Annotated in this window: 19 protein-coding genes; 18 read left to right on the top strand and 1 reads right to left on the bottom strand. The window is 44.2% G+C overall.

Annotated features, from left to right (window positions below; genetic code table 11):
• The first annotated feature begins 278 nt into the window (after window positions 1-278).
• The 8 genes from rho to prmC all read left to right on the top strand — a co-directional run bounded on the left by rho (window position 279) and on the right by prmC (window position 8,875).
• Window positions 279-1,550 (top strand): transcription termination factor Rho, encoded by a 1,272-nt coding sequence (gene rho, locus MKY77_RS23865; protein ID WP_237662774.1) that lies wholly within the window; start codon window positions 279-281, stop codon window positions 1,548-1,550.
• Window positions 1,551-1,924: 374 nt separating this feature from the next.
• Complete coding sequence (locus tag MKY77_RS23860; protein WP_010200435.1) at window positions 1,925-2,170, top strand: type B 50S ribosomal protein L31; 246 nt, start codon at window positions 1,925-1,927, stop codon at window positions 2,168-2,170.
• A 130-nt stretch (window positions 2,171-2,300) separates the two neighbouring features.
• A complete protein-coding gene (locus MKY77_RS23855; protein WP_339148079.1) occupies window positions 2,301-2,906 on the top strand; it encodes a thymidine kinase in 606 nt (201 codons plus the stop codon).
• A gap of 255 nt (window positions 2,907-3,161) precedes the next feature.
• On the top strand, window positions 3,162-3,599 hold the full coding sequence (locus MKY77_RS23850) for a hypothetical protein (protein WP_339148078.1): 438 nt from the start codon (window positions 3,162-3,164) through the stop codon (window positions 3,597-3,599).
• Between the two features lie 268 nt (window positions 3,600-3,867).
• Window positions 3,868-4,938 carry a bifunctional glycosyltransferase family 2/GtrA family protein gene (locus MKY77_RS23845; RefSeq protein ID WP_339148077.1) on the top strand — a complete coding sequence of 357 codons (1,071 nt, stop codon included), beginning with the start codon at window positions 3,868-3,870 and terminating at the stop codon, window positions 4,936-4,938.
• Window positions 4,938-6,770: a hypothetical protein gene (locus MKY77_RS23840; protein WP_339148076.1), complete on the top strand. Its 1,833-nt coding sequence runs from the start codon at window positions 4,938-4,940 to the stop codon at window positions 6,768-6,770. The genes MKY77_RS23845 and MKY77_RS23840 overlap by 1 nt, the downstream gene beginning before the upstream one ends.
• Before the next feature lie 150 nt (window positions 6,771-6,920).
• Window positions 6,921-7,997 carry a peptide chain release factor 1 gene (gene prfA / locus MKY77_RS23835; RefSeq protein ID WP_082380790.1) on the top strand — a complete coding sequence of 359 codons (1,077 nt, stop codon included), beginning with the start codon at window positions 6,921-6,923 and terminating at the stop codon, window positions 7,995-7,997.
• An 8-nt stretch (window positions 7,998-8,005) separates the two neighbouring features.
• Entirely contained in the window at window positions 8,006-8,875 is an 870-nt protein-coding gene (gene prmC, locus MKY77_RS23830; protein WP_339149901.1) for a peptide chain release factor N(5)-glutamine methyltransferase, read from the top strand.
• A 128-nt stretch (window positions 8,876-9,003) separates the two neighbouring features.
• Here the strand turns inward: prmC and MKY77_RS23825 are convergent, their stop codons facing one another.
• Entirely contained in the window at window positions 9,004-9,315 is a 312-nt protein-coding gene (locus MKY77_RS23825) for a hypothetical protein (RefSeq protein WP_339148075.1), read from the bottom strand.
• Window positions 9,316-9,594: 279 nt separating this feature from the next.
• Here MKY77_RS23825 and spoIIR point away from each other — a divergent pair, with 279 nt between their 5' ends.
• From spoIIR to glyA, 10 genes are all read left to right on the top strand, one after another.
• Window positions 9,595-10,284: a stage II sporulation protein R gene (gene spoIIR / locus MKY77_RS23820; RefSeq protein WP_339148074.1), complete on the top strand. Its 690-nt coding sequence runs from the start codon at window positions 9,595-9,597 to the stop codon at window positions 10,282-10,284.
• 66 nt (window positions 10,285-10,350) lie between these two features.
• Window positions 10,351-10,791, top strand: coding sequence for a hypothetical protein (locus MKY77_RS23815; RefSeq protein WP_339148073.1), 441 nt, complete (start codon window positions 10,351-10,353; stop codon window positions 10,789-10,791).
• A gap of 269 nt (window positions 10,792-11,060) precedes the next feature.
• Window positions 11,061-12,113 (top strand): L-threonylcarbamoyladenylate synthase, encoded by a 1,053-nt coding sequence (locus MKY77_RS23810; protein WP_339148072.1) that lies wholly within the window; start codon window positions 11,061-11,063, stop codon window positions 12,111-12,113.
• Between the two features lie 121 nt (window positions 12,114-12,234).
• Complete coding sequence (locus MKY77_RS23805) at window positions 12,235-12,789, top strand: manganese efflux pump MntP family protein (protein ID WP_339148071.1); 555 nt, start codon at window positions 12,235-12,237, stop codon at window positions 12,787-12,789.
• 95 nt (window positions 12,790-12,884) lie between these two features.
• Window positions 12,885-13,163, top strand: a complete 279-nt coding sequence (locus MKY77_RS23800) for a hypothetical protein (RefSeq protein WP_339148070.1) — start codon at window positions 12,885-12,887, stop codon at window positions 13,161-13,163.
• A 140-nt stretch (window positions 13,164-13,303) separates the two neighbouring features.
• Window positions 13,304-13,732 (top strand): low molecular weight protein arginine phosphatase, encoded by a 429-nt coding sequence (locus MKY77_RS23795; RefSeq protein ID WP_339148069.1) that lies wholly within the window; start codon window positions 13,304-13,306, stop codon window positions 13,730-13,732.
• A gap of 60 nt (window positions 13,733-13,792) precedes the next feature.
• On the top strand, window positions 13,793-15,082 hold the full coding sequence (locus MKY77_RS23790; protein ID WP_339148068.1) for a methyl-accepting chemotaxis protein: 1,290 nt from the start codon (window positions 13,793-13,795) through the stop codon (window positions 15,080-15,082).
• 518 nt (window positions 15,083-15,600) lie between these two features.
• Window positions 15,601-16,038 (top strand): ribose 5-phosphate isomerase B, encoded by a 438-nt coding sequence (gene rpiB, locus MKY77_RS23785; protein ID WP_339148067.1) that lies wholly within the window; start codon window positions 15,601-15,603, stop codon window positions 16,036-16,038.
• A 99-nt stretch (window positions 16,039-16,137) separates the two neighbouring features.
• Entirely contained in the window at window positions 16,138-16,707 is a 570-nt protein-coding gene (locus MKY77_RS23780; protein ID WP_339148066.1) for a TIGR01440 family protein, read from the top strand.
• A gap of 379 nt (window positions 16,708-17,086) precedes the next feature.
• Window positions 17,087-18,328: a serine hydroxymethyltransferase gene (glyA, locus tag MKY77_RS23775; protein WP_339148065.1), complete on the top strand. Its 1,242-nt coding sequence runs from the start codon at window positions 17,087-17,089 to the stop codon at window positions 18,326-18,328.
• Window positions 18,329-18,400 lie beyond the last annotated feature (72 nt).

Genomic DNA, 18,400 nt, shown 5'->3' with positions numbered 1-18,400 from the left:
ATTTGTGGGTAAAATAAACAATACTACGAGTATTTATGCAAAATCTACCTTATATCTTCCTAGCGATTCTTCTACATTTTCTTCATAAGGAGAGTTTATCCCACAAACACGAGGGAATCAGTCCTCACTTGCATCCAATTCATTTATCCAAACAAAGTGAAGAGACTCGCCGTATTTCCCATCCTTCGAACTTAAATTCAGCTTGAATCAGTGTTGGAAGACTTACAATTCATACGACTGTTACAACAATTAAACGAATAGAGTGGTGTTTTCTTTTTATGGATTTAACTATTTCTCACTTAGAAAATTTAAAACTGAAAGAATTATACGAGTTTGCCCGTCAGCACAAGGTTTCCTACTACAGTAAACTGACGAAAAAAGAACTTATTTTTGCTATTTTAAAAGCTCAGGCTGAAAAAGACGGCCTGTTATTCATGGAAGGGGTTTTGGAAGTCATCCAATCGGAAGGCTTCGGTTTCCTACGTCCAATCAACTATTCTCCAAGCTCAGAAGACATCTATATTTCCGCATCACAAATCCGCCGTTTTGACCTTCGAAATGGGGACAAGGTGTCTGGAAAGGTTCGTCCTCCAAAAGAGAATGAGCGTTATTATGGACTTTTACATGTAGAAGCGGTGAACGGAGACGATCCAGAATCTGCAAAAGAACGTGTGCATTTCCCAGCTTTGACGCCTTTATATCCGGATCGCCAAATTGTGTTGGAAACAAAGCCTAAAGGCCTTTCCACACGTATCATGGACTTGATCGCACCGGTAGGTTTCGGTCAGCGTGGACTGATCGTTGCCCCTCCTAAAGCTGGTAAAACGATGCTGATCAAGGAAATTGCGAACAGCATCACGACAAATCATCCGGAAGCGGAACTGATTGTCCTTTTGATTGATGAACGCCCTGAGGAAGTAACAGACATCGAACGTTCCGTTGCTGGAGACGTGGTAAGCTCCACTTTTGATGAAGTGCCTGAAAACCATATCAAAGTGGCTGAGCTAGTATTGGAGCGTGCCCTTCGCCTTGTAGAGCACAAGCGTGACGTTATTATCCTGATGGACAGCATCACACGCTTGGCACGCGCTTACAACCTGGTCATCCCGCCAAGTGGACGCACACTTTCCGGTGGTATCGACCCAGCAGCATTCCACCGTCCAAAGCGTTTCTTCGGTGCTGCACGTAATATTGAAGAGGGTGGAAGCTTGACAATCCTTGCGACCGCACTTGTGGACACAGGTTCCCGGATGGATGATGTCATTTATGAGGAATTCAAAGGTACAGGTAACATGGAGCTGCATCTTGACCGTCAGCTTGCTGAACGCCGTATCTTCCCGGCCATCGACATCCGTCGCTCCGGTACGCGTAAAGAAGAGCTTCTTATTCCAAAAGATCATCTGGATAAGCTATGGGCCATCCGCAAAACGATGTCCGACTCCCCGGATTTTGCAGAGAAACTATTGCGTAGACTTCGCCAATCCAAGACAAATCAGGAATTCTTCGAAATGCTGGAAGAGGACCAAAAGGCTGGAACGGCAAAACGCTAACATTATAAAACTAATGCGCACCCTGCTACAGCTGGGTGCGTTTTGTATTGAGGTGGGGGAGGGGCGGAGTGTGTGACCAAAAGTAAATGTCCAAACCCAGTTCCACCACCTCAAAATCGAGCAAAAAACTAATGCTTTTCCCCCAAAAAAAATGAAGCATTCCCCAAGCCCAGCCCATCAACAGCCCCCACAAGGAAAACATTGGCTACCAAACCTTTGCATATAACTCCAAAAGTAATCTTGCAAAACGTGTCATAAGTTGATATAATTTCATCAGTGTGTTTTTAAGATAAGTGATGGCGACCCAAGTGGTTGGTATCATTTGAATGATAACTCTGTTTCGAAAGACTCAGGGCGAAAAGGAGATGACAAGAATGAAAGCTGGAATTCACCCGGATTACCGTAAAGTTGTATTCATGGACATCAACACTAGTTTCAAATTCATCACAGGTTCTACGATGAAAACAAACGAAACTATTGAATGGGAAGACGGTACTACTTACCCTCTAATCAAAGTTGAGATCTCTTCTGATTCTCACCCATTCTACACTGGACGTCAGAAGCATGCTGCTGCTGATGGACGTGTTGAGCGTTTCAACAAAAAATACGGCCTTAAGTAATAAAGTAAAACAGGCAGGTTATCCTATATCTTGCCTGTTTTTTTACTTCTATTTTTACATAATTCAGTGCTTAGGTTCAGGTCGCTAAGCACTTTTTATACGTAAAATTTTCAAAAAGGAGAGGCCGTTTATGTATGTAATGAAGCATTCCGGTTGGGTGGAAGCGATTTGTGGCAGCATGTTTTCGGGTAAATCTGAAGAATTGATTCGCCGCATGAGACGTTCCCAATTTGCCAAGCAGGAAATTCAAGTATTTAAGCCAGCCATCGATAACCGTTATAGTGATGAGGCTGTTGTTTCCCACAATGGAACCTCCATCATTGCCATGCCGGTACCAACATCGCAATCGATTTTGGACCAGGTAGAAGAGAATACGGATGTTGTCGGCATTGATGAAGTGCAATTTTTCGATGATCAAATTGTGGAAGTGGTACAGGAATTGGCCAACAAAGGCTACTGTGTCATTGTTGCTGGACTCGATCAGGACTTCCGTGGAGAGCCGTTCGGAAAAATGCCGGAGCTTTTGGCAATAGCAGAATCCGTCACAAAGCTGCAAGCGGTTTGTGCCGTCTGTGGATCCCCTGCAAGTCGTACACAACGTTTGATCAATGGTGAACCGGCTTGTTACGATGACCCAATCATTTTGGTGGGCGCTTCGGAATCATACGAACCTCGCTGTCGCCATCATCATGAAGTTCCTCACAAAGTGTCCGTACTGCAAGAAATGAAAAAATAACTAAGCTCTTTTCTCAAATATTGTAGCTATCATTAAGTAAAAAGTCGGGTTTTGGACTTTTTACCGCTTTAGTTCATCCAATATGCAAGTGTTCTATTTAATACAAGCAGGAAAAGAGCACGACAGTAACGTAGTCAACGGATGATACTAACATAAATAAGCACCATGTTTGCGAAAACAACCAATAATATTTCCTAAATTTAGTCTGTAAGAAATAAGAAGAAGAGGATACCCTAAGAAACAGGAGGTGTTTGCATGAAACATGCAGTCCTGTTACTGGTGATATGCTCTTTTTTTATTAGTGGATGCAGCGAAGATCGGCGCTTTGGCGCGAGGGAGGATTTCGCGGGAGAACGGTTGATTGGTGTGAGGAATGATAATCAAGAGGGCTTTTATAGACGAGACCTCGACACAGAAGACTACAACACCAACCAAAATCCAAATTTCCTTGATCTTTCAGAAGATCGCATCGACTATGGAGACGATCAAAATAAATTTGCCGAAGTGATTGAGATGAACAGCGACCTTAAACCTGGTTCCGTCTACATAACCGGGGACACGGCAAGAGTCACCGCCTTTGCGCCAAGCGGCATCTCAAAAAAAGAAAAGAAACGTGTGGAAAAAGAGCTCAAGGAAAAGTTTCTTGAGGTCACACCCCGCTACCACGTCAAACTGACAATTAAAGAAAGATAAGCATGACTCGTTCTGAATTTTTGGGACGGGTTTTTCTTTTTGGCTGTCAAAGTTAATTTCCTTAAATCCCATCCTCCTCCTATAACAATATGCGATATATCTTGAGTAATAATGGAACCTTTAAAACTCTTTGCGTTTCTTATTCGTCAAAATAGGGAAATGTAAAAAAAATCTAATTTAATTGGGTATCAGTTTAAAAGCTACCGTTTTTTGAAAAGGGTAAATATTGAGGGATGGTTAAAAGTTAATATTATTGGAGGGAATTGCCTTGATAAGTGATAACCGAGTTACGGTTTTAATACCGGCCTACAATCCGGATTATAAACTAATGGAACTAGTGAAAAAAATCGTAAAAAAAGGGTTTCAGCAAATATTAATTGTGAATGATGGAAGTAAAAGTGAGTGTGAACCTATATTTAATCAAATTAAAAAGATAGAACAGTGTACTATACTGGAACATGATGTGAATTATGGGAAAGGCCAGGCGTTGAAAACTGCTTTTTCATATTTTTTGGATACGTTCCCTGATAACCTTGGGTTGGTTACGGTAGATGCTGATGGACAACATGCAGTGGAGGATGTGGAGAAAGTCTCGCAGCGCCTTCGCGAATGTCCAGATTGCCTCGTGCTGGGCGTAAGGGATTTTTCAGGCGAGGATATTCCGTTCAGAAGCAGGTTTGGGAATATGTTAACTAAAGGAGTGGCGCGTTTCGCTTGTGGAATAAAAATCACGGATACCCAAACAGGATTGCGGGGAATACCATCTCATTTTGTTAGGAAACTGCTTTCTGTTGCTGGTCAAAGATATGAATTCGAAATGAATATGTTAGTGGAGTGCAAACCTAATAATGTAGAGATAGAAGAAGTTAAAATCCAAACGATCTATATTGAAGAAAATGAATCTTCCCACTTTAATCCTATAAAGGATTCCATCCGGATATATGCAGTGTTTTTGAAATTTGCTTTCTCGTCGGCTCTTTCATTCATATTGGACATCGCATTATTTGCTCTTTTTGTCATGATATTAAATGGTATTTTCATAGAGTCATATATAATTATAGCAACTGTAATAGCGCGTGTTCTTTCAGCGTTATTCAATTATACTGTTAATAGAAAAGTGGTATTCAAGTCTACAAGCTCCCATACGCTTATAAAGTATTTTGCTCTGGCAGTTGCTCAAATGCTTGCCTCGGCCGGTGGAGTGTTTTTAATATATGAGGCAATCGGATTTGGGGAAGTTGGAATTAAAGTCATCGTTGATGGTATTCTATTCTTAATCAGTTATGTTATCCAAAGAGAATGGGTATTTAAGAGAAAATATGAATTAGGTGCAGGTTAATGTTGGTTACTTCAATGTTTTATTTTTCCGTTTTGTTTTTATCATTTATCGGGTGGGGGATCCTCTCCGCCCATAAGTTAAAACTTCATCAGGCTGTTATTCCATTGTTTATTTTTTCCGGAATGACGGCCATCTTGTTTGTTTCCGGTTTGCTGAATGTCATGCCATTCATGGTCTTTCTTCTTTTTATTGGTGGCATTGGTCTATGTCTTTATTACTTTTACTTGTTCATAATCAAAAAGGGAAAAGTGGTAATGAGAGTTGCCCCTTCAACCATTTTTTTCTTTTTAGCAGTAATGATATTGATAGTATTCTTAAGAGGGACTATACATACTCATTACGATGATTTCAGTCATTGGGGACTGATCGTTAAAGAAATGTTTCAGGTTAATGGGTTACCGGATGGCCGTACGATTATAAGTTTTACTAATTACCCTCCGGGGAGCGCGACATTTGTTTATTATGTATTGTCGATAACAGGTTACTCCGAGAGCTACGCCTTCATGGCTCAAGGCTTTCTGATCGTAGCCAGTCTGACAGTCCTTTTTATTTTTTCCAGCTGGAATCGCCCGGGAGTCATCATTACTGCCTTAGCTGCCTCATTGACTCTGTTCAGTATCAATGGTAACTACATTTATACACTTTTAGTGGACGGCCTGCTTGGTGTGGTGGCATTTGCAATTTCAGTCATAGCATATTATTACCGAAAAGATTGGAAAAAAGGGTTACTTGCCAATACTCCAATCCTTATCATGCTTCTACTCATTAAAGACAGCGGAAAGGTTTTCTTCCTGTTCAATCTGGTGATAATCTTTTGGTTTGCACACTTTTATTATCTGAAAGGTAAAATCCTTAAAAAAGAAAACATTCGTATAGCCCTATTGATGCTAGTGTTTGCGGCATTTTTGCCTCTTTCTTTGAATTTCTTGTGGGGGCAATATGTAGATATAGCTTATCAAAATAATCATTACAATAAATTCACCGTCGACAGGGGAAAAATACTCAATAACGATAAGACGGAAGAGTTCAAAGGAAATCTAGCGCCAATGATCATCAATGCTGCTACCGATAGGAATAATAGCGGAATCAAACACATGTTGATTTTGAATGGTCTTGCGTTGGCTACAATCATAATCTATTCAATCGTGCATAGACAATTGGCCAGTCGATTAATATCAATAACTTTTTTTGTAAACAGCATCTATATATTTTATATATTCACCTTGTATTTGATGTACTTATTTTTAATGCCAGAAAACGAAGCAGTAAGACTTGCCGGCTTCAACCGGTATTTGATGACGATACTGGTATATTGTATAGGTATTTTGATGGTTGCATTATCCCAAGTATGGCTGACTTGGATAAAAGAACGCAAGAACATTAGTAGAATAGGAGCAGTAATTGTACTTGTAATGGTATTTATGTATCCGCAATGGGGGGGTATGCAGTCAATTGTCTTAAACAAGCCTGACGCTTCCGATTCCATCCGTCTGGGAATCAAGGATCAGTATAAACAAATTTTAAGGGATGCACCAACTAATCCACAAGTCTTTTACTATAGTCCCGACAGCTTCGATGACAGGGGTTTCCTTGACTATGTCTTGCGTTTTGAACAAACCAATCATAAATTTACAGTACTCAGAAGTATCGAAACCGACGAGGAGGAAACTTCGTTCATAAATAGAATAAAATCATCTGAGTATTTTGTGTTGGTAGGGAAAGATGAACGATCAGAAATATTACTGGAGGACTTTAGAACGGAGAAGAGTACTTCAGGTGTCTACCGGATCAATTTTCAGGAAGATAAAGTGGAACTTGAGCCGATCAAATAAGTCATCCCTAAAGAGGATATTCAGCAATTAAGCGTATTTCCATCTTGCTATATAATGATGGTTTTGACGCGCCATCTAACCTATACTATAATTAGAATGTTGTAGATATAAAATAATTGCAGAGTTTATCTGTATACATTATAGAGGTGAATGCACGTGTTTGATCGTTTGCAGGCAGTAGAGATGCGTTACGAGAAATTGACGGAGCTATTGAGTGATCCGGAAGTCATCAGCGATACGAAAAAGCTGCGCGAGTACTCTAAAGAGCAGTCCGATATTCAGGAGACAGTGGAAGCGTACCGTGAGTACAAAGCTGTCAAGGAGCAGCTGGACGATGCGAAAGCGATGCTTGAGGATAAATTGGACGCCGATATGCGCGAGATGGTGAAAGAGGAAATTTCTGAGCTTGAAGAGCAACAGGAAAGCTTGGCAGAGCGCCTACATATTCTTCTTTTGCCAAAAGATCCGAACGACGACAAGAACGTAATCATGGAGATCCGCGGAGCAGCGGGTGGAGATGAGGCGGCGCTGTTTGCAGGCGATCTATACCGCATGTACAGCCGATATGCCGAGGCCCAAGGCTGGAAAACAGAAGTGATGGAAGCGGCGTCCACTGGTGTCGGAGGCTACAAGGAGATCATTTTCATGATCACTGGTAAAGGGGCATACTCCAAGCTGAAATTTGAAAATGGCGCACACCGTGTGCAACGTGTTCCGGAAACGGAGTCCGGCGGCCGAATTCACACTTCAACTGCGACGGTTGCTGTATTACCTGAGGCGGAAGAAGTCGAGATCGAAATCCATGACAAGGATATCCGCGTGGATACATTCGCATCGAGTGGGCCAGGGGGACAATCCGTTAATACGACGATGTCTGCCGTTCGTCTGACACATATCCCGACAAACACGGTGGTTTCCTGTCAAGACGAAAAATCACAGATCAAAAATAAAGAAAAAGCGATGAAAGTTCTTCGTGCCCGTGTGTACGATAAGTTCCAACGTGAAGTACAAGCTGAATATGATGCGAACCGTAAGCAGGCGGTAGGTACCGGTGACCGCTCCGAGCGAATTCGTACGTACAACTTCCCGCAAAATCGTGTAACCGATCACCGTATCGGCCTGACCATTCAAAAACTTGATCAGATCCTCCAAGGAAAGCTTCAAGAAGTCATTGACGCACTGATCATGGAAGACCAAGCGCTAAGAATGGAACAGATGGAGAAATGATGAAGGCCATGAAGGTGTACGAAGCCCTGAACTGGGCTTCTTCTTTTTTAAAAAAGAACGATCGCGACGAAAATGCGGGAGAATTATTGTTGCGACACCATATGAAACTGGATCGTGCCCAGCTTTTTAGTAGAATGCAAGAAATGATGCCGATGGAGATGCAAAGCTCTTTCATTTTCAACGTGCATAAACATGTAGCTGGAATTCCAGTGCAGTACTTGATGGGAAAAGAGGAATTCTACGGCCGAAGCTTTTTTGTAAGTGAAGAAGTGTTGATTCCAAGGCCGGAGACAGAAGAGCTTGTTGTCGGCGTGTTGGACCGGGTGAAAAAACATTTTGGTGCTGGCTTTGAAGGTGCTGGTGAAAAATTGAGCGTCGTGGATGTCGGGACAGGCAGTGGCGCCATTGCGATCACATTGGCGCTGGAAAATAGCCGTCTTTCGGTGAAGGCAACGGATATCGCCGGTGAATCCCTGGAAGTGGCAATGGATAATGCGGAAGCATTGGAGGCGGATGTAGAGTTTCTTCAAGGGGACTTGCTTCTTCCATTCATCGAACAAGATATCAAGGTGGATGTGGTCGTTTCCAATCCGCCGTATATTCCGCAAAAGGAATATGAGGGATTATCGACGGTCGTGAAGGATTTTGAACCGTACCGCGCATTGGTTGGCGGTGTGTCAGGCTTGGAATTCTATGAGCGTTTCATGGACGAGCTTCCAAAAGTGCTGAAAGAGCGGGCAATTGTGGCGTTTGAAGTAGGCATGGGACAAGGTGAAGATGTGAAAGCGTTGCTGGAAAAGACATTTCCTCATGCGACGGTGGAGGTTGTGCTCGACATCAACGGAAAAGACCGGATGGTATTTGCTGAGATAGGCTAATTGGAGACAGGTTGTCTGATTGGGTCCAAGTAAATAGAAGAAGGGAGCTGCACCTTGCTGCGGCTGGTTTGGGCAAGGTGTGGTTGTTTATCGGTCGGCGGAAGCGTTTGGGTTTTCACGCCCCAGATTTATGCTTCCATCATAGCTCCGTCTTCCTGCTGAGGTCTGGCAAGTGTCAGGCCTCTATTTGTTTTTTCTTCAACGAACTTCACAAAAGCTTGGCGGATTTCTTCCTTTTTTTCCGCTGTGCATAAATTTATCAACTGGGATAGGTTCGAATCATAAGAGATTGAGCGATGGTAGTGATGATAAAAGACTTTGCCGGTCATCCATCTGCCGCCTACCAATATTTCGAAAACGATGGGAATGCTGATGTGATTGAACGCACCCTTCATTTCTCCAATGCGAAATGCTTCAATGTTGCAAGTAAACGATCTCATAAAACTATTCTTCCTTTCCTAAAATATAAAAATCTAAAGTAACACGTCCTATTCATATACCCGCTCCCACCACCCTTAAAACCTCCAAACTAGCAAACTACCAAAACCTCCATTCAGTTGCTGGGGTTTCGACGTGGAAGGGGAAAATCCTTTGAGGGTCTGACCCCTTTTTTCTTTTTTAAATTTTTTTTTTAGTTTTATCTCTCAACTTTTTGCATTTTAGTAGTTTAGGATTTTTGGTTTTTGCCTAGACTGTTTGCTAGAGGGGAGTTGGGGGATATGTTGAAGAAAAATAAAATCACTTTATATATAGTATTACTTTTTGTGGGGGCTTATCTTTCGCTTTTGGGAGAGCAGGCGACGGCTGGAGCGGACGTGAAGAATGGTGCGATGGTGATTCCGGATGAGGCGATCAGGCTTCGTATCTTGGCCAATAGTGATGACGAGCAGGATCAGGAGTTGAAGCGGAAGATCCGTGACCGTGTGAACGAGGAGATCACGGTTTGGGTGGAAGGGTTGACTTCGATGGAGAATGCGCGCGAAGTGATCACTGGCAACATGGATGAGATTGAACAAATCGTGGAAGAAGTTATGGTGGAAGAGGGCATGGTTCAGAACTATGACGTTGATTTTGGCAGAGTGGACTTTCCAACTAAAATGTACGGCAAATTCATCTATCCTGCTGGAGATTATGAGGCGATCCTGATTACGCTTGGAAAAGGTACGGGAGCCAACTGGTGGTGCGTACTATTCCCGCCATTATGCTTCTTGGACTTTTCAAACGGCGAAGCAACTGCAAGTCCATTTGAAGAAGAAGAGACTGCTGAAGTAGCGTCTGTAACAGCAGAGGCCGATACATCAACAGAAAAAACACAAGAATTTGTCGTTGACGAGGAACCTGAAGAAGTAGAGGTACAGTTCTTTCTAGTAGAACTTCTATCTTCTCTATGGAATAAAATTGCTGGATAAGGTTCTACTTTTTCACCCATCTCAATAGAGTAGTAATAGAAAAATTACTAGTTGAGGTGAAGAAAAATGAAAATATTGCGGTCTGCAACACAGGACGACCTTTGGGCATTACAGGTATTTTTAAGAAGAGCCAATATACATGTGGTTGGTTTGGAAGATAAAATAGGGGATTTTATTATTCTGGAAGAAGAGAATGAGGGTATTTGTGGAACAATAGGAATAGAAACGTATGGAAATACAGGGTTGTTGAGATCTCTCGTCATCGGGCCGGCTGTCAAACAGTTTCAGCTATTACAGATGTTCGAGCACACCCAACAGCATGCTAGGAAAAAGGGTCTTGAGCAGCTCTACCTAGTTACCAACAAAAACAACTTCATACAATTTTTCGAACTGCTCAACTTCTATCCACAACCTATACACACAGCACCACAAACCATGCTCGCATCCGACTTCTTCAGCGAAATCACCCAACAAGCGGACTGCACCTTGATGGTATGTGAACTATAAAGGGGTCAGACCCCTTTCACTGAGCTAACGCATTAACGCATAGCGGGTCAGACCCCTTTCATTGAGCTAACGCACTAACGCACAGCGGGTCAGACCCCCTTTTTGACCCCCTTTTTATCCTTTAAATCCACAAAGTTATCCACGGAATGGACAGGCTTTATCCACAGTTTGTGGATAAGGCTTGTGTTATTTGTGGAAGTTCTTTATACTTTCAGGAGAAAAACCTTACATATTCACATGTTAATAGATTGTAGAATGAGGGATTAGTGATGAATACAAAATTATGGGCTGTGGATAAAGATAATCCAATTAAACATAGTTATCCACAGATTAAGGAGGCTGCCGACCTTTTACAACAGGGGGAAGTGGTGGCATTTCCGACGGAGACGGTGTATGGACTTGGTGCCAATGCCTTGTCAGATCAGGCTGTACTAAAGATTTTTGAAGCAAAGGGGCGTCCAAGTGACAACCCGTTGATTGTGCATATAACGAACCGAGAGCAACTCACAGGACTTGTGGATAACTTGACGCAGACTGCCCATAAATTGATTGACGCTTTCTGGCCGGGGCCATTGACGCTGGTTCTCCCTAAGAAGGAAGGGGTATCGCAATATGTGACGGCAGGCCTTGATACACTTGCTGTCCGGATGCCGGATCACCCGGTGGCACTTGCATTGATGGAGGTTTCTGGCCTGCCGCTCGCTGCTCCGAGCGCCAACTTGTCCGGTAAGCCAAGCCCTACCACCGCGAAACATGTGGAGGAGGATCTCATCCACAAGATATCCGGAATTGTGGATGGTGGCGCAACAGGAGTGGGTTTGGAATCCACGGTTGTGGATTGTACGACGGAAATTCCGCTCATATTACGTCCGGGCGGCGTGACAAAAGAACAGTTGGAGGAAGTGGTGGGTGAGGTCCAAGTGGATCCGGCACTTCTCACCCAGGAAGAACAGCATAAACCGAAGTCACCTGGCATGAAGTACACGCACTATGCGCCAGTGGCACCTGTCTATCTAGTGGAGGGAAGCAATCAACATCTTCATACAACAATAGAAACTGCCCAATCGGAAGGACGGAGGGTTGGTCTTTTAGCAACAGAGGAAACCATTTCCCAAACGGACATAACCGGCATAACGGCCATTGCCTGCGGGACCCAAACCGACCTTGCTACGGTGGCGACCCAGCTCTACGATGCTCTTCGCGCGTTCAACGCCACCGAGGTGGATGTTATTTTCAGCGAAACATTTCCGAAACAAGGTGTCGGTGTAGCGATCATGAACAGGCTGGAAAAAGCAGCAGGACACAAGATTATAAAAGAATAATCAAAAGGACCTCGCCACCATGAGGTCCTTTTTTCATTCCCTTCCCCAACTTGTACCAATTCCATTCTATTCCCGATGGCTTGTGCATATCTTGAAGTAGACAAGTCCAGGGGGGCGGAGCATGACGATCATGGTTGGGGAATTCATGACATTATTATTGATGGCAATAGCACTTGGGATGGATGCTTTTTCGGTTGGGCTTGGGATGGGCATGATCAAGCTGAGGCTGAGGCAGATCTTTTACATAGGAGTTACGATTGGGATTTTTCATATTGTGATGCCGCTTGGCGGGATGGTGATCGGGAAGGTGCTGTCGGAGGAATTCGGTTCGATTGCGACGCTCATAGGAGGTTTGTTGCTCGTGATGCTCGGGCTTCAAATGATGTTTTCTTCTTTTAAAAATGAGGAGGGGCCGATGATTTCACCGGTTGGTGCGGGCCTGTTCATTTTTGCGTTAAGTGTGAGCTTGGATAGCTTTTCCGTCGGGTTGAGCCTTGGGATATATGGAGCAAGGACGATGTTGACGATTCTGTTATTCGGTGCGGTAAGCATGCTATTGACGTGGATGGGCCTTATTTTTGGAAGGAAACTGCAGGGCTGGCTTGGTTCTTATAGTGAGGCACTTGGGGGGAGCATCCTACTAGGCTTCGGGATAAAGCTGTTGTTTTTCACCTGAATCTGAAAAATTCTGACGCAGGGCCTTTTTTACTAGGAGGAATATTTGTCCTTCGTGTAGAAAATACTGTATAGAAAAAGAAAGCGGGTGATCTCTTGGTCAACAATTGGAGAGAGGCTTATGCGAAGAGGATTAAGCCGGTATTTTTCATACAGGCAATAGGGAGTGCTATGATCCTTGGTCTGTTGGCGGTGAACTTTTTGGTGGAATTCAATATGATTCAATTCAAAATAGTGTTCTGGTTGCTGGCTGTGATCAGTTTCGCCTTGGCAATGGAAGATATGCAGCTGAAGAAGCAGAAATCGGTGTATATTTTCAAGTTTTCCACGACACTTGTATATCTTGTTTTCCCGTTTTTATTATTTGGTACGTAAGAGGACCTGTTGTAGGTCTTTTTTTCGTTTTAGGCTTAAAAGTTTCAGGCATTATGCCGACATAAGAAGGGAGAGTGTCTTTGTGACTATTTCTTCTTCTTTCTTTTTGTCTATAATAAGGAAAAAGGAGGAGTCAGGATATGAATATATTATTTGTGTGCACAGGCAATACGTGTCGAAGTCCAATGGCTGCCGCTATTATGGCAGGGCGTGAGATAGAGGGTGTTGAGGTAAAATCGGCCGGTGTGTTTGCCATGCCGGGGAGTGAGGCCTCAAGCCAGGCCAGGGAAGTGTTAAAGGAAAAATCCCTGCCGGTGGAGCATCGTTCCTCCCAAGTTACCGATGAGCTTGTCGAGTGGGCGGACTATATTTTCACGATGACATCCCAGCATAAAATGCTATTGGAAAACAGTTATCCGCAAAGTGTGGGAAAGACGCATACACTAAAGGGGTTTGTAGAACAGACGGGGGAGATATCAGATCCATTCGGAGGTTCTGTGGCCACATATCGCGAGACATTCGAGGAGCTTCAAGAGGTTATAGATTCGGTTTTGAAAAAAATAAAATAGCACTCATGCAGCGGGCGATGTAAAAAGAGAAAAGCGTTCCTGCGTGAAGGAGGAACTACGATGGGGGAAAAAGGGAAGTATAAGTTTGGTTTGCGCTACAAGCTCGTGTTGTTTACCACGATCTTAGCGGTCATCACCTATACGGTGAGTGGATTTTTCATTTATTTTATAGTCGATTATGTGGAAGGGATCATGAATACAAATCTCTTTACTGTGTTGACCTTGATACTAGGGATTGTCTGGTCCGGGATTCTGGCGTTCTTTGCAGCGGGCTATATCACAAAACCGTTGCAGTCGCTTGAGGCAGTGGCACAAAAAGCTGCAAACGGAGATCTGTCAGAAGACGTGCCGGTTTCCAGCTCACGTGATGAAATCAGCGCAGTTGGGACTGCGTTTAACCTGATGCTACATAACTTGCGCGACATGGTAAAAACCATCAACCAGACGTTTGAGAAAACGAATGAAAAGGTGGAAGAAATCAGTGAAGTGTCCATGCAGGCCTCCGAGCAGGCGGAAAGCATCTCACTGACCATTGAAGAGATTGCCAAGGGTGCCGAAAGCTCTGCATCCGCCATCCAGGACACGGCAGAATCAGTGGAAGAAGTCATCAAGATCGCGGATGAGGTCCATGAAAAAGCAACCTCTTCCCAACAACTTTCAGAAGAAATGGTAAAAGATCTCGACGAAAGCAAAGAGGTCATCCATTCCTTGGTGTCCGGCATCCAGAAGTTGGCCAGTGAAAACCAGACATCCTTAAAGACGGTGGAGCGTCTTGAAAAAAATGCAAAAGAAGTGGAAAACATCATTTCGTTGGTCGGCGATATTGCGGGTCAGACGAATCTTTTGGCATTGAATGCCTCTATCGAAGCGGCTCGCGCCGGTGAACATGGCCGTGGATTTGCCGTAGTTGCCGAGGAAGTACGCTCCCTTGCAGATGAGAGCGCCAAGGCAGTACAAGGCATTTCCGAACTTATCAAAAACATCCAAGAAGAAGTGAAGAATGTCGTCACCCAAATCACGGGCCAAGTAAAGGCCGCAAATGTCGAAGCGGAAAAAGGAACAGCCACAAACGAAGTGATCGCCGAAATGACCAACTCCGTGATGGAGGTGGCAGCATCCGTCAAGCAAATCGCAAACCTTGTGGACCGCCAAATGGACAGCATCCAAACGACCGCCCGCCAATCACAAGAAGTAGCAGCGATCGCTGAAGAAACCTCCGCCGGTGCAGAGGAAGTCACCGCGACAACCCATGACCAGGCAAGCATGATAGCAGATGTGGAGAAAATTTCCCAAGAACTTGCAGGACAAGCAAGCAACCTGCAGCGGATGATCGCGAAGTTCAGGGTGTAGTTTTGAATAAAAGAAAGTCCGGTCGCTGATAAAGGTGCCTGGGCTTTTGTTGTTTTGATAGCCATAAGAGAAAGGTTTACGATAAAAAATGCAGTTTTTTTGTTATGAAAATAAGGTTCGGACACTTTTCTACGTACTTCGGACATTTAACCGTACAATTAGTGGTATGTTCGGACAAACTACCAGTGGGGTTCGGACACCATTTACTGGCGTTCGGACAATGAATTTTTTGGTTCGGACAATCATCTGAAAACTTCGGACAAGTTTCGGATTTCTTCGGACAACTTTCGGAAAACTTTGGACAAGAACCCGAAAACTTCGGACATTTGAACGAGATAGCCATAAACAATAAAGCAGAGCGGCGCCCCCAACACCAATAATTAATCCCAAGCACCGCCCCGCTGAAAGCTAACCCAGTGGAGTTAAACAATACCCAAATGATAAACAACACATTGGATTTTTTCCCTGATGGGGGGTAAGATGTACATATAACCATCAAACGGACAGGGGATGAAAACATGAGAGTGGCAATCGCGTCAGACCACGGTGGAATGAAAATCCGGGAAGAAATCAAAAGTTTATTAAAAGAGTTAAATATAGAGTTTGAAGATTTCGGATGTGAATGTGAAACGTCCGTGGATTACCCAGACTACGCACAGCCGGTGGCGACGAAAGTGGCGGAAGGTGAGTTCGACCGCGGAATCCTTATTTGCGGTACAGGCATCGGGATGTCCATTGCAGCCAATAAAGTGAAGGGTATCCGTTGTGCGCTCGTGCACGATATGTTCAGCGCAAAAGCGACGCGTGAGCACAATGACAGCAATGTGTTGGCAATGGGAGAACGTGTGATTGGACCGGGACTAGCACGTGAAATCGCAAAAATCTGGCTGACCACTGAATTTGAAGGCGGCCGTCATGAGAATCGTGTGAATAAGATTCATCAGCTGGAAGGCTAATGGACTTAATTTAGCAGAAAAATACAAAATGCCTATGGATGTGAGTTGTTGCTTTGTACTCAATGTTCATGGGCGTTTTTTGAAAAGAGGGGTAATTGAATGATGAATAACGAGTGGAGAGAGCAGTTGCAACAGGTGTTGGTAGACCTGCAGGAACAGGCTCAGCTAAAGAAGGGCCAGATCTTGGTTGTAGGATGCAGTACAAGTGAAGTGATCGGGGAAAGAATCGGTACAGCGGGAACAGAAGGAGTGGCGGAAACTCTTTTTGCTGTGCTAAATGAATTTCGCGAACAGACCGGTGTCGAGCTTGCATTCCAATGCTGTGAGCACTTGAACCGATCGTTAGTGGTGGAACGGGAAACAGCTGATAGACGGGGGCTTGATGAGGTGACAGTGGTGCCGGTCCGTCATGCAGGCGGTGCCATGGCCTCATATGCCTACCATCAGCTTGAAAATGCGGTCATGGTGGAGCACATCAAAGCCGACGCAGGAATCGATATCGGGGACACCTTGATCGGCATGCACATCAAGCACGTCGCAGTCCCAGTGCGCAGCTCCGTCAAATCCGTCGGAAACGCCCACATCACCATCGCCCGCACCCGCCCCAAACTCATCGGCGGCGCAAGAGCAATCTACCAAACCGCTGCACTTGAAGAAGCAAAAAAATAGAATGATGGCGCCCTTCGACGTGAAGGGCGAAAATCCTTTAGGGGTCTGACCCCTTTTTTTCTTTTTTTATTTTCACGAAAGTTTTTAAAGGTAAGCGCTATCAATCTTCCTTTTCTGTTTCTATCTTTTTGGTTGCGTGATAAAATGAAGGAGATAAAGGTTGAAAAGCCGAATATAGTTGTTTTTGTTAGCTCTGATAATCGGTTTGATTAATTTAAAGAATCTAATAGCTGGTGATTGGAGCATAGGGCGAAGACTCCTACGGGAGGCTCCGCAAGCGCCCCGTGGAAAGCGAAGCCCGGTGCGGAAATCACCAGCGGTGTTTACCAGAGCCGACATTTCAAAATCTGATGTTCATACTTAAAGGGGGATTCCGAAAGTGAAATTAGCGCAACAGGATCAACAAGTGTTTCAATCAATCCAGGATGAATTGGGAAGACAACGCTCGAAAATCGAGTTGATTGCTTCTGAAAACTTCGTGAGCGAAGCAGTTATGGAAGCTCAAGGATCTGTACTGACAAATAAATATGCAGAAGGTTATCCAGGCCGTCGTTATTATGGTGGTTGTGAACACGTGGACGTAGCAGAAAACATTGCCCGCGACCGTGCGAAGGAAATTTTCGGAGCCGAGCATGCAAATGTTCAGCCGCACTCTGGCGCCCAAGCGAACATGGCGGTTTATTTTACTATTCTTGAACAGGGCGACACCGTCCTTGGGATGAACCTTTCACATGGTGGCCATTTAACACACGGCAGCCCAGTGAACTTCAGTGGTATTCAATATAATTTTGTGGAGTATGGAGTGGACAACGACTCTCATACTATTAACTATGAAGATGTAGCGGAAAAAGCAAGATTGCACAAGCCAAAGTTGATCGTTGCCGGTGCAAGTGCATACCCTCGTCAAATCAACTTCGCGAAATTCCGTGAAATCGCGGACGAAGTGGGAGCATACTTAATGGTGGATATGGCGCATATCGCAGGACTTGTTGCAGCTGGTCTGCACCCTAACCCGGTACCTTACGCTGATTTTGTAACAACAACGACGCATAAAACGTTGCGCGGACCTCGTGGCGGAATGATCCTTTGTAAGGAAGAATGGGCGAAGAAAATTGACAAGTCTATTTTCCCTGGACTTCAAGGTGGCCCACTAATGCATGTCATCGCGGCTAAAGCGGTTGCGTTTGGCGAAGCGTTGCAACCATCCTTCAAGGACTATGCACAAAAAATCATCGACAATGCCAAACGTTTGGCAGAAGCATTAAAAGGAGAAGGCATTTCCCTTGTTTCTGACGGAACGGACAACCACCTATTGCTAGTGGATGTACGTTCTTTATCCATCACAGGGAAAATTGCTGAAAAAGTGTTGGACGAGGTAGGGATCACGGTAAACAAAAACACCATCCCATTCGATCCGGAAAGCCCGTTTGTCACAAGCGGTATCCGTATCGGAACAGCGGCTGTCACTAGCCGTGGATTCACGTTGGAAGATATGGATGAAATTGCGTCCATCATCGCCTTCACGCTGAAAAATCATGAAGATGAAGCGAAACTGGAAGAAGCAAAAGCTCGCGTGGAAGCAGTTTCTGGTAAATATGAGTTATATCCTTCTTTAGGATAAAGGTTTTTATTGGAGAGGTCTGAGGTTAGACCTCTCTTTTTTGTGCAAAATAACTTGAATCAAGATAGCTTT

This window comes from Sutcliffiella sp. FSL R7-0096 (assembly GCF_038595065.1).
GTDB lineage: Bacteria > Bacillota > Bacilli > Bacillales > Bacillaceae_I > Sutcliffiella_A.
This window is presented reverse-complemented; position numbering and strand designations above follow the sequence as displayed.

Coding starts and splice junctions, on each gene's coding strand:
- MKY77_RS23860 (WP_010200435.1), top strand. CDS start 1,925: ATGAAAGCTGGAATTCACCCGGATTACCGTAAAGTTGTATTCATGGAC.
- MKY77_RS23815 (WP_339148073.1), top strand. CDS start 10,351: ATGAAAATATTGCGGTCTGCAACACAGGACGACCTTTGGGCATTACAG.
- MKY77_RS23795 (WP_339148069.1), top strand. CDS start 13,304: ATGAATATATTATTTGTGTGCACAGGCAATACGTGTCGAAGTCCAATG.
- rho (WP_237662774.1), top strand. CDS start 279: ATGGATTTAACTATTTCTCACTTAGAAAATTTAAAACTGAAAGAATTA.
- MKY77_RS23790 (WP_339148068.1), top strand. CDS start 13,793: ATGGGGGAAAAAGGGAAGTATAAGTTTGGTTTGCGCTACAAGCTCGTG.
- spoIIR (WP_339148074.1), top strand. CDS start 9,595: ATGTTGAAGAAAAATAAAATCACTTTATATATAGTATTACTTTTTGTG.
- MKY77_RS23840 (WP_339148076.1), top strand. CDS start 4,938: ATGTTGGTTACTTCAATGTTTTATTTTTCCGTTTTGTTTTTATCATTT.
- MKY77_RS23805 (WP_339148071.1), top strand. CDS start 12,235: ATGACGATCATGGTTGGGGAATTCATGACATTATTATTGATGGCAATA.
- MKY77_RS23810 (WP_339148072.1), top strand. CDS start 11,061: ATGAATACAAAATTATGGGCTGTGGATAAAGATAATCCAATTAAACAT.
- MKY77_RS23850 (WP_339148078.1), top strand. CDS start 3,162: ATGAAACATGCAGTCCTGTTACTGGTGATATGCTCTTTTTTTATTAGT.
- prmC (WP_339149901.1), top strand. CDS start 8,006: ATGAAGGTGTACGAAGCCCTGAACTGGGCTTCTTCTTTTTTAAAAAAG.
- MKY77_RS23855 (WP_339148079.1), top strand. CDS start 2,301: ATGTATGTAATGAAGCATTCCGGTTGGGTGGAAGCGATTTGTGGCAGC.
- prfA (WP_082380790.1), top strand. CDS start 6,921: ATGCACGTGTTTGATCGTTTGCAGGCAGTAGAGATGCGTTACGAGAAA.
- MKY77_RS23780 (WP_339148066.1), top strand. CDS start 16,138: ATGATGAATAACGAGTGGAGAGAGCAGTTGCAACAGGTGTTGGTAGAC.
- MKY77_RS23825 (WP_339148075.1), bottom strand. CDS start 9,315: ATGAGATCGTTTACTTGCAACATTGAAGCATTTCGCATTGGAGAAATG.
- rpiB (WP_339148067.1), top strand. CDS start 15,601: ATGAGAGTGGCAATCGCGTCAGACCACGGTGGAATGAAAATCCGGGAA.